Source organism: Paenibacillus sp. FSL R5-0912, assembly GCF_000758605.1.
In the GTDB taxonomy this organism is placed as follows: Bacteria; Bacillota; Bacilli; order Paenibacillales; family Paenibacillaceae; genus Paenibacillus_AQ.
Window position 1 is genome coordinate 5,334,504 of sequence record NZ_CP009282.1, and the last position, 14,266, is coordinate 5,348,769.

10 protein-coding genes are annotated in these 14,266 nt (G+C 51.6%); 3 read left to right on the plus strand and 7 right to left on the minus strand.

Going from position 1 to position 14,266, the window contains the following annotated elements:
• Nucleotides 1-49: 49 nt before the first annotated feature.
• From R50912_RS22730 to R50912_RS22755, 6 genes are all read right to left on the minus strand, one after another.
• Complete coding sequence (locus tag R50912_RS22730) at nt 50-928, minus strand: carbohydrate ABC transporter permease (protein WP_042238094.1); 879 nt, start codon at nt 926-928, stop codon at nt 50-52.
• Nucleotides 929-941: 13 nt separating this feature from the next.
• Nucleotides 942-1,850 carry an ABC transporter permease gene (locus R50912_RS22735; protein WP_042238096.1) on the minus strand — a complete coding sequence of 303 codons (909 nt, stop codon included), beginning with the start codon at nt 1,848-1,850 and terminating at the stop codon, nt 942-944.
• 84 nt (nt 1,851-1,934) lie between these two features.
• Nucleotides 1,935-3,545: an extracellular solute-binding protein gene (locus tag R50912_RS22740; RefSeq protein ID WP_042238098.1), complete on the minus strand. Its 1,611-nt coding sequence runs from the start codon at nt 3,543-3,545 to the stop codon at nt 1,935-1,937.
• A gap of 174 nt (nt 3,546-3,719) precedes the next feature.
• Nucleotides 3,720-6,008 (minus strand): AraC family transcriptional regulator, encoded by a 2,289-nt coding sequence (locus R50912_RS22745; protein WP_042238100.1) that lies wholly within the window; start codon nt 6,006-6,008, stop codon nt 3,720-3,722.
• A gap of 394 nt (nt 6,009-6,402) precedes the next feature.
• Nucleotides 6,403-7,197, minus strand: a complete 795-nt coding sequence (locus tag R50912_RS22750) for a Nif3-like dinuclear metal center hexameric protein (protein WP_042238102.1) — start codon at nt 7,195-7,197, stop codon at nt 6,403-6,405.
• A gap of 34 nt (nt 7,198-7,231) precedes the next feature.
• Nucleotides 7,232-9,316: an alpha-glucuronidase family glycosyl hydrolase gene (locus R50912_RS22755; RefSeq protein ID WP_042238104.1), complete on the minus strand. Its 2,085-nt coding sequence runs from the start codon at nt 9,314-9,316 to the stop codon at nt 7,232-7,234.
• Between the two features lie 291 nt (nt 9,317-9,607).
• On the opposite strand from R50912_RS22755, the gene R50912_RS22760 reads away from it, so the two are divergent.
• On the plus strand, nt 9,608-10,513 hold the full coding sequence (locus tag R50912_RS22760; RefSeq protein WP_042238106.1) for an AraC family transcriptional regulator: 906 nt from the start codon (nt 9,608-9,610) through the stop codon (nt 10,511-10,513).
• Between the two features lie 82 nt (nt 10,514-10,595).
• On the opposite strand, the gene R50912_RS22765 is transcribed toward R50912_RS22760, so the two are convergent.
• Complete coding sequence (locus R50912_RS22765) at nt 10,596-11,228, minus strand: GntR family transcriptional regulator (protein WP_231637690.1); 633 nt, start codon at nt 11,226-11,228, stop codon at nt 10,596-10,598.
• Nucleotides 11,229-11,472: 244 nt separating this feature from the next.
• Here R50912_RS22765 and uxuA point away from each other — a divergent pair, with 244 nt between their 5' ends.
• A complete protein-coding gene (gene uxuA, locus R50912_RS22770; RefSeq protein WP_042238111.1) occupies nt 11,473-12,549 on the plus strand; it encodes a mannonate dehydratase in 1,077 nt (358 codons plus the stop codon).
• Nucleotides 12,550-14,166 (plus strand): mannitol dehydrogenase family protein, encoded by a 1,617-nt coding sequence (locus R50912_RS22775; RefSeq protein ID WP_042238113.1) that lies wholly within the window; start codon nt 12,550-12,552, stop codon nt 14,164-14,166.
• Nucleotides 14,167-14,266: the final 100 nt, after the last annotated feature.

A 14,266-nucleotide genomic window follows, 5' to 3' on the forward strand; every position in this document is an offset into this window, starting at 1 on the left:
CGCAGTTGCAGCCGGAATCGATTTTGGACTTGCGTACGAACTCTCTACCTCACCCCTTTAGAGCCCCTACCATCACGCCTTTTACAAAATACTTCTGCAGGAACGGATACAGCACCAGGATTGGCGCTGTACTCACGATAATTGCCGCATACTTCAGCGTCTCAGTCACATCCCGGCTGTGGAGCAGCGTTGTGGTGCCCAGCATGCTGGCGTTATCGTTCTCAAGAATGATATTTCTGACCACAAGCTGGATCGGGAACAGGCTCTGGTCCCGCAGGAAGATCATCGCGTTGAACCAGCTGTTCCAGTGGCCTACGCCATAATACAGGATCAGCACGGCGACAACCGGCATGGACAACGGAAGGAAGATGCGGAACAGGATCGTGAAGTGGCCAGCACCGTCCAGAAAAGCGGACTCCTCCAGCTCCCTCGGAATCGCCATGAAATAAGTGCGCATGATGATTAAGTTGAACGTACTAACCGCGGTAGGCAGAATCAGCGCCCAGAGGCTGTCGAGCAGGCCATAGGATTTCACGATCAGATAGAAAGGCACGAGTCCCCCTTGGAAAAACATGGTGAATACGATGAAGAACATGATCGGCTTTTGCAGCAAGACCCCTTCCCGTGACAGGAAATAAGCGCCAAGGGAGGTAAGCGTCATGTTAATGACAAGTCCCACCACCAGAATGAACAGTGTATTTTTGAAGCCGCTCAGAATGACTGGGTTGTTAAGCACCGCCTTGTAAGCTGCCAGCGAGAAGCCTTGCGGCCAGAGCAGAATGCCATCGAAGGAGATCAGGCGGTTCCCGTCACTTAACGAGGAGAACAAAATATACAGCATAGGATAGAGTGTCAGAATAATCATAAGCACCATAATAATGGAATTGCAGATATCAAAGATTCGTTCGCCGAGCGACGCTTTAATCATCGTTGTCCACCCCTTACCAAAGACTGTTTTTACTTGCACGTTTACTGAAAGAGTTGGCGAGCAGCAGAATGGTGAAGTTGATGACGGAGTTGAACAGACCTACCGCCGCACTGTAGCTGTAGCTGAATTCCAGAATCCCTTTACGGTAAACAAAAGTGGATATGACATCAGCCGTCTCGTAAATACTGGCGCTGTATAACAGAATGATTTTCTCAAATCCGACATTCATAATATTTCCGAGTGCCAGGATCAGCATAATCATAATCGTAGGCAGAATGCCGGGCAGGGTAACGTGGCGGATCTGCTGAATCTTGGTCGCTCCGTCAATTTTGGCAGCCTCATACTGCTGCTGGTCAATACCGGTGATGGCGGCCAGATAGATGATTGTTCCCCAGCCGATTTGCTGCCAGATCTCACTGATGATATAAATGGGGCGGAAGGACTCGGGCTGTTGCAGAAATGAGATCCGGGCGCCGCCAAAAAAGGCAATGACATCGTTAATCAAACCATCCGATAAGGTGAAGTAGCGCACAATTCCCGCCACAACTACAAGTGTAATAAAATGCGGCATGTAGGTAATAGTCTGTGTGATCCGGCGGAAAATCGGGCTTTTCAATTCATTTAGCAGTAAGGCCAGAATGATCGGTGCCGGAAATCCGATGAGCAGATTGAAGAAGCTTAGCAGAACGGTGTTCTTAATTACGCGAAAAAAATAAATACTCGAAAAAAAAGCTTCAAAGTGCTTGAATCCCACCCATTCACTGCCCCATATTCCTTGGGAAGGGACAAATTGCTTGAAGGCAATAATCGTACCGTAAAGCGGAACATAGTGGAACAAAACATAATATAGGATGACAGGCAGAATCATCAGATACAGCCATTTATTGCGCAGGAAGTCTTTTCCCAGTCTGGTTTTCAGCATATTTCCCTCTCCTTTGCTGCAAGGCTTAAGGCCGGGACTGCCCGTATCTGTTCTTTGTAGCAGCCCCTGCCGTTATAAGTTTAGTTAGCGGTTCAAATAACGTTCGTAGGCCGCTTGTTGAATTTCCAGTGCGCGCTCAATGCCCAGATCCTTCATTTGCTGAACAGCTTGATCATATTTATCAACAGATTCGGTTCCCAGGATGATCTTGAGCTCCGTTTCTTTCACAAAGGCGTTGATATCGTTCATAATACTGCTCATTTCATCCGCTTCTTCGGCAGTTGGGGTTACCGGAGGAAGCAGGTGGCTCTCATGATTGGTTTGTTTCCAGATGCCGATGGATTCGGTAGTTGCCGGATATTTCGCCGGCAGGTTGTTGTCCTGCTGAATCATCGGGAAGTTGGTGCCGTGAGAATATTTGGACATGACCTGATCGCTGCCGAGGCCCTCCGGATTCTTAACTACAAGATCGGTATAGACGGGCTTGCCGTCTTCCAGATTGTAAGTCATTCCTTCAACACCATAGGTATTCAGCATGCTGCCTTCCATGGTAAAGGCATAATCCAGCCAGCGCATAGCCGCTTCGACATTCTTGGCGGTGGCAGAGATTGCTGCAGAGCTTGTCCCCGCATAAGCATTATCCAGCTGGCCAAATTCTGGAAGCTCGCCTTTGACAGCAGACGGATAAGGAGCGGCTACGAAGTCGGCCTTCGGATCGGTTTCCTGTACGGCTGAATTATATTTCTCAATATAGTACTGCCAGCCAATCGTTGCACCGCTAACATTAGAGGTCATTTTCTTATCGACTGTAGCTGCATCAATAGAGGCGAAATCCTTGTCGATCAGCCCTTCTTTGTACCACTGGCTCATCGTAGTCAGGTAATCCTTGTAGCCCGGCTCTAGATAGCCGTACACTACTTTTCCATCATTGACATAGAAGTTCCCCATCACGCCGAAGGCTCCGGCGAATCCGCCTGTCCGTTCACCGAGGAACATCGTGCGGAAGGTTACAGGGGAGGCAGCATTCTTCTTCTCTTTAAAAGCAGTCAGGACGGTATGCCACTCCTCAATCGTTTCCGGGATACTGAGATCCAGCTCATCCAGCCAATCCTGACGGATAATCGGCCCGCCATAGACACGTCCGGCTTCCGAGCGGATGAACGGAAAAGCATAGTAGGTGCCGTCATCCGTTTTGATCATTTTGTCAATTTCCGGGTGCTCCTGGAGGGTCTTCTTCAGGTTAGGCGCGTATTGATCAATCAGATCATTAAGCTTCAGAATATATCCCTGCTCTACAGCTTTGTCAGGACCGCCCGGATATTGCAGCCATGTATTCAGGAAGATATCCGGCAGTTCACCTGATGCCAGCAGCAGACTGAACTTCTGATCAGTCATGGGTGTTCCGCCCAGCTGTTTGATGGCGATTCCTGTACGTTTCTCGTATTCGTCATCGACCGGCAGACGTTCCGGCGTGCCTCCCAGCTGTTCGTTCATATAAGTCAGCTCTATTCCGCCCGACATCGGATAAGTGAAATCTGCAGCGGCTTCATTTGAAGCAGGGGCGTTCCCTGCAGATGTGTTTGGAGCGCTCTCATTGTTCACATTCTTGGAACTGCTGCAGCCTGAAGCCAGCAATGTGAGACCTAACAAAACGACAACCGGTTTGTGAAGCTTGTACGTTCCAAATAATTTCATCGCTAATTCGACCTCCGTTATATGTTTAGATGACGACTTGATGCCTCTACAATGTAAGCTGAATCTTGTATACAAACAATATTCAAAATGCGGAATCCATTGTTAAAAACGCAAAAGGAGGATAGAATCAGCCTGCTTCTATCCTCCTGTAGAGAAATTGAATATCCGGTTTGTTTATTGCAGAGTTTTGAACCGCCCCGGTGTGATGCCTTCATACTTTTTGAATACCCGGATGAACGCACTGCTGCTGGAGAAGCCCACACGGGAAGAAACCTCCTCAATGGTGACTCCTTCCTGAAGCAATTTTTTGGCCTCGGCTGTACGAACCTGACTGATGTAATCATGCAGACCCTGACCCATCTGTTCCTTGAACAACCGAGACACATATTGCGGAGTGATGCCGAAATTGGCACCAATCATGGACACACTAAGATTGATGTCCGCATAATGATTCTGCACATAGGCAGATACCTCGTCTCCGATTCCCGAATTTGACACCAGCGCAAGCTTCTCCGTGGCTTTGCTGCAGGCCATTTGGATCAGCTCTGTCAGCTCATGACGGAAATCTGCGCGTGTGGAGCAGGCCAAGAGCCTTTTCATCGGACGCCATTCCTCCCATAGCTTCGAGCGCTTCGTTTCCTGCGGGACGGCCTTCATAATGGAGCTGGTTAAATCAATCATGGCATATCTCACAAGCTCAATGGACACCTGGGAACCGAAGAAGCGGGCCAGAATCTCATCTGCCATCGCCGCAGCCTTCTCAAATTCACCGCTTTTGACCAGATTAATAAATACCACTTCATCATTGATTGTCAGATAATAATCCGTCTCCTGCGGTTCAATATCCCCATACCAGATTGATATATTCTCTTCCAGCACCAGCCGGTATTCCTGAGCCTCCAGCGCCTGCAGATATCCCTGATGCATACTGCCCATTCCGTGAAGCAGCTCGCTGCCGGCCATCGCAATCTGCAGACCGTATTTCCGCTGAATGAAATCCAGGGTTTGGCCCAGCGCATCTTCAATATCCTCTTTCCAGCTGACGGAGCGGCCGGTGTTAATATTCATAACCGCCGCCAGCATACCGTCCATTTCGGTAAAGCTCAGGCCGTGATCCGGACCTGTGAAATCCATAATGATGTTGGACACGATGAAATTGGAAAGGCTTGGCGACGGACTGCCTTCTCCGCCAGCCTGAATGTAGAATAGGAGTACCGCAAAATCCTCCGAATCCCACTGGAAGTGATGGACTCTCGCCGCTTCCTCCAGCGATAATCCGTCTTCCACCTGCCCTTTGAGCAGCCTTGATAAGTAGTAGGTCTGCAACACACGCAGCTGCCTGAATTGCCGGCTGTTAATGTCATCCCTCTCCCGGATGGTAGCCAGGGCGCTCTCCCGGATGAAGGAGAATTCATCCAACACCCGCTGCGTCTGCTCATCTGTGGAGGGCGTGAACATATTAACCAGCTCGCGGACAGGATTATAATTCTTGCGGGCAAAGTAGGAGATGACCACCGTCCCGATCAAAAAGCTGATAAATAGTCCCAGCAGGTTCAAATTGCGGATTTGCCGCGCTTTTTCCCAGAATACGCTTGAAGGAAACACACTGATATACTTCCATTTGGTGGTATCGGAATCGATGAAGGATACCATATTCTCCGTACCGGCGATATCCTGGAAAGAAGTGCCTGCAGTCTCATCCCCAGCCTGGGCGTCCGGCACTGCCAGCTGCGGGGAAGCATCGTTATTCTGAAATAAAATCTGATTATGATCATCGGCAATGTACACCTCACCGTTATTCACCCAATCCACATTCTTCAGCATGCTCTGAATCTTGCTGCCGTTCAGCGGCAGAACCAGCATCCCCTTCAGTCCATTGTCAGCAACGCTGCTGGTGAACGGCTTCATCATCACAACCTTATTCTCCCAGCGCTTGAATTCAATAAACGGCATGGGAGTCCCGCCATCGTCACTCCCACCGTTCAGCTGTGACAGCCATTCTTCATAGGACAAGCCGATCATCGTACTGTTCATCGCATAAAAGGTTTCGCTGTCCGTATACGTCTCATCCGTCAGTACCCTGTCCAGACTGCTAGAATACAGATAGATTCCATCAATGAAATCATTGGCGGATTTGTACCTGCTCAGCTCCTGCCGGGTTTGATAGATCTGAAAGGCCCCTGCTCCCTCTGCGTCAGGTGTGAGAGTTAAGTATTTGTTCACACTGCTATGAATGGATAATTGCATGGCCAGCTTCTCAGCCTGATTAATCTCGCTGTCTACTGTATTCTGCATCTGCTTAAGCATGGCGTTGCCTGCACGTTCAATCTCATACTCTACAATCTGTTTGGTCTGCAGATAGATGATAGCGCTAACAATAAGCGGGATAAGCATGATCACAGAATAGGAGACGATCCATTTAAAGGCAATACTTTTGCTGAACCTAAAGCGCTTATATTTCATCTGCTGTGCTCCCTTACTGTTGCTTGTCTGGATTCTGGATGGATCGGACTGAAAATCCCACTTGTTTTAGGCGAAGGGTAACTACGGTGAATGTTTGGACTTCCGGATACAAAGGCGGACGCTACCGCTCCTACAGTTCCAAACTTCCCTTTCGTTACATTGCCTTTTTTGTGAAGTTTTCAAGTTCACCTCATATAGAATTCCACTATATGATAATTGAGTCCAGCGGGCAATCCACAATATGAACCCGATCGACAATTTGTAAACAAGACCGCTGTACTGCGCAATCCGGCGGAACCATCCAGCTGAACATTAAAAACCCCTTTGCCGGCAGAAGACCTGAAGGGACAGCCATTGTCCCTTGATCTTCACACCTTCAAAGAGGCTTCTCCAGTTATACAATTTGAAATACAGGCTGTTCCTGAATATAATGCACCGGTACATCCGGAAACTGCAAGGCCAGCCGCTGCGCGAGCAGCTTCATCCCCGGCGCTTCACTCTCCGCATGGCCCAGCATAATTAATGCCTGGCTTCGGCCCTGCCGGACGGCATCCCGGATATATTCCGGGGTCTCCCATTCCGGGCCTTCACCGGCGATAATCAGATCAAGTGACTCCTGCTCAAATAGGGGAATGGTAGCTGCACCACCGCCTCTGTAGCCAACCAGCACGCCCACTCTGCTGCATACAGCGGATAAATTGCCTGCTGCGCGGACATAGGGGATATGCAGCTGCTGCTTCAAATATCCGGCAATCTCTGAAACTGACGCAGCAGGGACCGAGAGAATAGACACATGGGGCAGATGCCGTTCGACATACGGCTCCCATTCCAGCTCCCGCAGCAGCCCTTCTATGATCCCGTCCGGTGTATAGCGGTGCACATAGTCATGGAAGCGGTAGATACCTACCCCGGTGCTGGCGATCAATGCAGATTTCTGCCGGTATACAGGATCATTCTCCAATCCTTCCCGGTTGTCCTGATGGCTATAAAAAACACCTTCATGCGTAATGATCAGATTCGCACCAAGCAAGACCGCCTGTTCAATTACATACTGCGAAGCCGAGAAGGCGGTCACAATTCCCTGCACTTCCGACTCCGGAGCACCCGGCTCCAGCCTGTCTACCGTTCCATCCGGCTTGCGGATGCCTGCTGTTAAATGTCCGATAACCTGTCCGAAAGTGAGCGTCATGAACCTGCCCCTCCTAATAGTTCCCTATTAACTCTCAATAAATCTTGCGTGCTCCGGAATCTTCTATACCGCTCTTGCGGTAAAAGTAAGTATTGATCTGGTCGCGCCACTCCTTGGCATGCGCAGCCTGTCCCCGCAGACGTTCCTCTACCTGCACATACAACCCCTCTGCGATCCTTCCCTTCAATCCGTTCCAGGCAGCCAGCAGCCCGTCAGCACGTTCCGCACCTGCAAAATGGGTGTCGTAGATATGCTGAATCACAGTTTTGCCGGAATGCAGCACATGGGTGTAAGGCACATGATGGAAGAACAGCAGCAGTTCATCCGGACATTCTTCCAGCGAATCATAGCGCTGCGCATTGTTGCCCATATACTGGGCGCTGTATCCGGTGCCTGTAGCCACAGTCCGGTCTACACCGATTCCCTGATGATCGGCATAATGGTAGGTACCCCATTGTGAATATTCATAGCCGTCAACATTAGGTCCATAGTGATGCTCAGGGTTAATCATCCAGCCCACGCCAAGCGGTGCTGTATAGGACTCGTAAATCTCCCAGGAATCCAGTAGAATCCGGCTGATTACGCCGGCAACCGCAGCCTCTGCACCAAACGTCAGGGCGATCCACTCCGCAGCTATTTCTTCCGCGCTAAGCTCCGGGTTCCAGGCCAGCCGCCCGAATCCGTAAAGATTCGCCTGAGCCAGCAGATGACCGGTCCAATTCCGGTCATTGCCCACATTGGATACCGCGGCCACACCGCTGTAACGGTTGCCCCATAACGAGCCGTCAACGATATGCTTCACCGGAGCCGTTCCGCCTTGGGCCAGCGTATCAAATTCCATAATCTCTTTCCACTGCGGAACCAGGTAACAGACATGACGCTGCTGTCCGGTATACTCCTGGGCAATTTGAAATTCAATTACCTGATTGGTCTGTTCAAGCGCCCCGAACAGCGGAGATACCGGTTCTCTGACCTGGAAATCCATCGGGCCGTTCTTGATCTGCAGAATTACGTTATCATGGAACTTACCGTCAAGCGGCTTGAAATGATCATAGGCTGCTCTCGCCCGGTCCGTCTTGCGGTCACGCCAGTCCTGCTTGCAGTTGTACACGAAGCAGCGCCAGATAACGATGCCGCCGAACGGCTCCAGCGCCTCCGCCAGCATATTGGCGCCATCGGCATGATCCCGCCCGTACGTGAACGGGCCTGGCCGGTTCTCCGAATCGGCCTTGACCACGAATCCGCCGAAATCAGGAATCACCGTATAGATTTCAGCCGCTTTCGTCTTCCACCACTCCCGGACTCCGGTGTCCAGCGGATCTGCAGTTCCTACTTCACCTTCATGCATCGGGCCCGCGAAGTTCACGCTCAGGAACAGCCGGATACCATAGGTTCTGAATACATCAGCGATTCTCGCTACATCGGGCAGGTAGGTGGAGATAAACAATGTTTCCAGCGCATGAACGTTCACGTTATTGATCGCAATGGCATTAATCCCTGCGGTAGACATCAGCCGAGCGTAATCGGTAATTCTGTTAAAATCATCCGTGAAGCGGTTATTCTCATAGAGGAAGGATCTCCCCGAATATCCCCGCTCTACACTGCCGTCGAAATTATCCCAATGGTTGATCATGCGCAGCGCGTTCACCGGATTCACGGTTTCATCCAGACGCTCAATGTCTTTCAGACCTCCAATCAGGCGCAGGAGGTGGAAGACACCATACAGCACACCTGCCGGTGCGGAAGCCCCTACGGCAATGCACTTCTGGGTCAGGCTGGTGCGGATCGCGAATCCTTCCGGTCCTACCCCTTGAATCGTCTTCACATCAAATACATCCTGAATCAGCGGATTGCCACCATGGAAGGTGCCGAATGCTATGGTGAATCCGCCCGCAGCCGGTGAAGCCCCTGCCTCAATGTCCAGCATCGAGGCAATCCCTCTCTGCCATTCACGCAGCGCCGCTTGCACCGTCTCCTGCTCTTCCGTCACGGTTACGGCCCCGCACCATTTCACATATTGCGTATATAGATTGCCTTGCGGCAGCTTCGGGTAGCTTAACCAGGCGTCGTATCCGCTGCCGGCTACTACGGCAGTCTGATTGTCCGGTTGTTGTCTCATGCCAACATCTCCTCCAGTGTATTAATCATGTTTAGCGGGCGTATGACCGGGCAGGTATCGCTGAGCCACGGTTATTAACACAGCCGTGAAGCTCAGGCTTCTTCGCCCATCTTGTATACTAGTTCCTGTTCAGGTTCATCCTACCACGCTGCCGCCGGACGGGAACATTGTCAAATCAAGCAATTATTTACCCAAATCAAGCAGGTTTCAGCTATACTAAAAACGAGATAATGGATCGCGTAAAACGAATACACTCGTTAATTCTAACGCAAGTGTCAGGGGGAGAATCTATTGGTTTCCGCTTTTTTACCGCCTGTATTGGGTCAATGCCTTAGTGAAACGATCATCCCGGATGTGAAAACCACGCTTAACCTGTTTGGTATGCATCTGCGCAAGGTCAGCGGGGAATGGGATTATCCGCTGCACGCCCATCCGCAATATGAATTCAACTATGTGCTCGAAGGGGAGCAACTGTTTACCGTTAATAACCGCAGCTATATCCAACGGGCCGGAGACTTAGTACTGCTCCGGCCGGGAGATTCTCATGCCAGCCGCAGCGGAAACGGCCAGGCTTTTACGTATTTCTGCATTCATTTTGATATCGATGACAAGCTCCTGATCTCCTTGCTCAGCCGCCTGGATCACGTACTCTTCCCTTCCGCAAGCAATATTGCCCATAAGCTAGGGCCCATCCTCTCCAAATTGGTGGATATTTCAGGCTCTATCTCGGGAGACATCACCATGTCACAGCGCATGAGGCTGCAGTCCGCCGTCTTCGATCTGTTCGCCCAGCTGTGGGAAGCCTTCTCTATTGAAGCTGATCTGTCTTCCCCTGCCACCTATGAGAAGATTGAGCTGGCCCACCAGATCCGCGGCCGCCTTCAGGGGCTGGTCTACCAGCAATTCAAGCTGGAGCTGCCCTATGACAGCCATTACGGAATTGATGATATTGCCTCGGAGCTCGGGATCAGCGCCTCGCACTGCTACCGGGTGTTCCGCCAGGTGTTCGGCATCTCGCCCCGGGAGTTTCTGTCCGAACAGATGCTCCATGAAGCTAAGGTCCTGCTGGATGATCCCAGCCTGTCCGTCAGCCGGATATCAGGCATTCTCGGCTACCGCGATATTGCCCATTTCAGCCGGCAGTTCAAGCGCTGGCACGGCACCTCACCGCGCGAATACCGCGAGTCCGGACTATAGGCCTCCATGCCAAATATCCCTGCCTTCATGTCACATGAGTGCAGGGATATTTGGCATCTGCCAGACGGTCCAGAATACGGATTTATTGCTTGATATAAGTGGCAAAATGCTCCTGAAAGTTCGTCGAATCAATATCTGCCCGCAGATGATGATGCAGCAGCTCATCGATCCCCGCCGTGTCCCCCTGCAGGGTATAATCCAGCAGCTGCTGATGCTCCTGCTGAATCGTAGCCAGCTTCTCGTCCTTCAGCATATGCAGCTTCCGGTAGCGGATGTAATGCACATTGAACTGCTGCAGCACCCCCCACAGGAATTCTCGTCCGGCCAGGCCGAACATGGTGCGGTGAAATTGATCATCCAGCTGCAGGAAAACCTCGGCCCCCTCGGCCTGCTCAATACACTTCTGCTGCTGCGCAAGGTTGCCCCTCAGCTCATGCAGCCCCTTCAGCGGAATATTACCGGCCAGCGACTTCATAATTTCCTTCTCCAGCACATTGCGGAGATAGATTATCTGCTCCACCGACTCCAGATCTATGTACGAGACCAGATTGCCTTTTTTGGGATAGATGTCCACGTACTGCTCCAGGGACAATTGCTTCAGCACATCCCGGATCGGCGTCCGCGACAGCTGGAAGCGTTCGGAAAGCGCGGTCTCACTGATCATCGACCCGGGCTTCAGCGCAAGCGAGAGAATTTCCTGTTTCAGATACGACATTATTTCTTTCTTGGAAGTCATGGAATGGACCAACTTTCTGTACGATATTCTTCTCCACTCATTATATAGAAAACAGATAGGAATTACATTGACAAAGCATAAAGCTTATTCTATGATCAATACGAATCCTAGCTTGTATACAAGATAATCATATCACAAAACGTTTTATCCGTATGGTCAATTGTCACAAGGCTTCAGAATGATTGTATTTGTATTTATGTTTAATACCAAGGAGGAAATGACAATGAATATGACTTGGAGATGGTATGGCGAGGGCAACGACAATATTACCCTTGACCATGTACGTCAAATTCCCGGAGTAATGGGCATCGTCTGGTCGCTGCATCACAAGGTAGCGGGTGAAGTATGGGAAATGGAAGAAATCCAGAAGGTTGCCGATCAGATTACAGCCAAAGGCTTCAGCACAGCGGTTGTAGAAAGCGTTAACGTTCATGATGATATCAAGATCGGGCTGCCGTCCCGCGACAAATACATTGACATCTATATCGATACCATCCGCAAGCTGGCCAAGGTCGGCGTTAAGGTCATCTGCTACAACTTCATGCCGGTGTTCGACTGGACCCGTACTGAGCTGTATAAGGAGCTGCCGGACGGATCGAATGCACTCTTTTATGAAAAGGCTGCCATTACGGATAATCCGCGCGAAATGGTGGACCGGATTCTGAGGGGTGCCGGAGAATTCACAATGCCGGGCTGGGAGCCGGAGCGGCTGGAGAAGCTGGATGATCTGTTCGCGGCTTACGCCGATGTCACCGAGGATATCCTGTTCGACAACCTGAAGTATTTCCTGGAGCGCATTATTCCGGTGTGTGAAGAAGTGGATATCCGTATGGCGATTCACCCTGACGATCCGGCCTGGCCGATCTTCGGACTGCCGCGCATCATCCGCAGCCGCGATTCCATCCGCCGTTTCCTGGACATGGTCGACAGTCCGTATAACGGCCTTACCTTCTGTACAGGTTCGCTTGGAACCAACCCGCAGAATGATCTTCCGGCGATGATCCGCGAATTCCACGACCGGATTTATTTCGCCCATATTCGCAACGTGAAGGTATTCGACAATGGCGACTTCATTGAAGTATCCCACCGGGGGCAAGATGGCAGCGTGGATGTGGCTGAGGTTGTCAAAGCTTACCACGAGAACGGATACACTGGCTATGTGCGTCCGGACCACGGCAGACATCTCTGGGGCGAAGAGAAAAACTGCCGTCCGGGTTATGGCCTGTACGACAGAGCGATGGGCATTATGTATCTGCTGGGCGTATGGGACAGCCTGGAGAATGCCAAGGGGGCGAAATAAATGCTGAGCCTCACCAGAAGCAGCATTGCGGACCGTGAAGCCTGGGAAGCCGCAGGTGTAGAGCTGCCGCAGTTCGATTTCGCAGCGGTAGCACAGAATACACTGGATAAGCCGGAGTGGGTTCACTTTGGCGCCGGAAATATCTTCAGAGGCTTCGTGGCCAATGCCCACCAGAAGCTGCTCGACAGCGGCAAGGCAGATACCGGTATCATTGCTGCCGAGACCTTCGACTTCGAGATGATCGACAAGGTCTACAAGCCTTATGATAATCTGACTCTGCTGGTATTGATGAATGCGCGCGGCGACTTCCAGAAGAGAATCGTCAGCAGCATCGTGGAAGGTCTCACAGCGGATAAGACCCGCGAAGCGGATTACAGCCGCCTGACCGCAGTGTTCGAGAATCCCAGCCTGCAGATGGCCAGCTTCACGATTACGGAAAAAGGCTATTCCCTCACCGGACCGAACGGCCAGTATCTGGGTATCGTCGAGATGGATATCGCCGGCGGTCCGGAGCAGCCGGTCCATGCGATGAGCATCGTCTGCTCCTTCGCTTACCGGCGTTATCTGAAGGGACAGCATCCGATGACCTTCGTCAGCATGGACAACTGCTCGCATAACGGCGATAAGCTGAAGAACGGCATGGTTACGATCGCCAAAGAATGGGCGGCCAAAGGCCATGTAGAAGAAGGCTTCGTTGCTTATCTTGAGGATGAGCAGAAGATTACCTTTCCGCTGTCCATGATTGACAAAATCACGCCGCGCCCGTCCGAATCGGTGCAGGCGGCGCTGCTGGAGCAGGGAATCGGCGGCATGGATGTGATCGTCACCTCCAAGAATACGTACACCGCCCCCTTCGTCAACGCCGAGATCAGCGAGTACCTGGTGATTGAAGATAAATTCACCAACGGCCGCCCGGCGCTGGAAGAAGCCGGTGTCATCTTCACCGACCGGGATACGGTCAACAATGTCGAAACCATGAAGGTAACTACCTGCCTCAATCCGCTGCATACTGCGCTGGCAGTAACCGGCTGTCTGCTCGGTTACACGCTGATTGCCGATGAGATGAAGGATGATACCTTGCGGAAGCTCGTGGAGATTATTGGCTACAAAGAAGGCCTGCCGGTGGTTGTAGACCCGGGCATTCTGAGTCCGAAGCAGTTCCTCGATGAAGTGCTGCAGGAGCGCTTCGCCAATCCGTTCATTCCGGATACCCCCCAGCGGATTGCTACCGATACTTCGCAGAAGGTCGGCATCCGCTTCGGCGAGACGATCAAGTCGTACATCCGCCGTGAGGAGCTCGATCCGGCGCAGCTTACGGCCATTCCGCTGGCAATTGCAGCTTGGTGCCGGTATTTGCTCGGCGTGAACGATGAAGGCGGCGTGTTCGCGCTGAGTCCCGACCCGCTACTGGAAGCTTTACAGGCCCGGCTGGAAGGAATTACGCTAGGCGCGAATGCAGAGCAGGCAGCGAAGGTGCGGGCGGTTCTCGAGGATCAAGCCATCTTCGGCGTTGACCTGTACGCCATTGGACTGGGTGAAGTCATCCAAGGGATGTTCACTGAGATGCTGGCGGGCCCCGGTGCTGTGCGGGCTACGCTGGAGAAATATATCGCCTGATGGGCAGGTGATACGAGATAGGTACTTACCGAAAGACCGGGACGGTTGGTCCCGGTCTTCTTTTATATCCAACCCCTCCGTTCTTCCTTCCACCCTTCAC

What these genes read in the sequence shown, in the direction of transcription:
- R50912_RS22730 (WP_042238094.1), bottom strand. Translation starts at nt 928, where the DNA reads ATGATTAAAGCGTCGCTCGGCGAACGAATCTTTGATATCTGCAATTCC.
- R50912_RS22735 (WP_042238096.1), bottom strand. Translation starts at nt 1,850, where the DNA reads ATGCTGAAAACCAGACTGGGAAAAGACTTCCTGCGCAATAAATGGCTG.
- R50912_RS22755 (WP_042238104.1), bottom strand. Translation starts at nt 9,316, where the DNA reads ATGAGACAACAACCGGACAATCAGACTGCCGTAGTAGCCGGCAGCGGA.
- R50912_RS22750 (WP_042238102.1), bottom strand. Translation starts at nt 7,197, where the DNA reads ATGACGCTCACTTTCGGACAGGTTATCGGACATTTAACAGCAGGCATC.
- uxuA (WP_042238111.1), top strand. Translation starts at nt 11,473, where the DNA reads ATGAATATGACTTGGAGATGGTATGGCGAGGGCAACGACAATATTACC.
- R50912_RS22745 (WP_042238100.1), bottom strand. Translation starts at nt 6,008, where the DNA reads ATGAAATATAAGCGCTTTAGGTTCAGCAAAAGTATTGCCTTTAAATGG.
- R50912_RS22765 (WP_231637690.1), bottom strand. Translation starts at nt 11,228, where the DNA reads ATGTCGTATCTGAAACAGGAAATTCTCTCGCTTGCGCTGAAGCCCGGG.
- R50912_RS22775 (WP_042238113.1), top strand. Translation starts at nt 12,550, where the DNA reads ATGCTGAGCCTCACCAGAAGCAGCATTGCGGACCGTGAAGCCTGGGAA.
- R50912_RS22740 (WP_042238098.1), bottom strand. Translation starts at nt 3,545, where the DNA reads ATGAAATTATTTGGAACGTACAAGCTTCACAAACCGGTTGTCGTTTTG.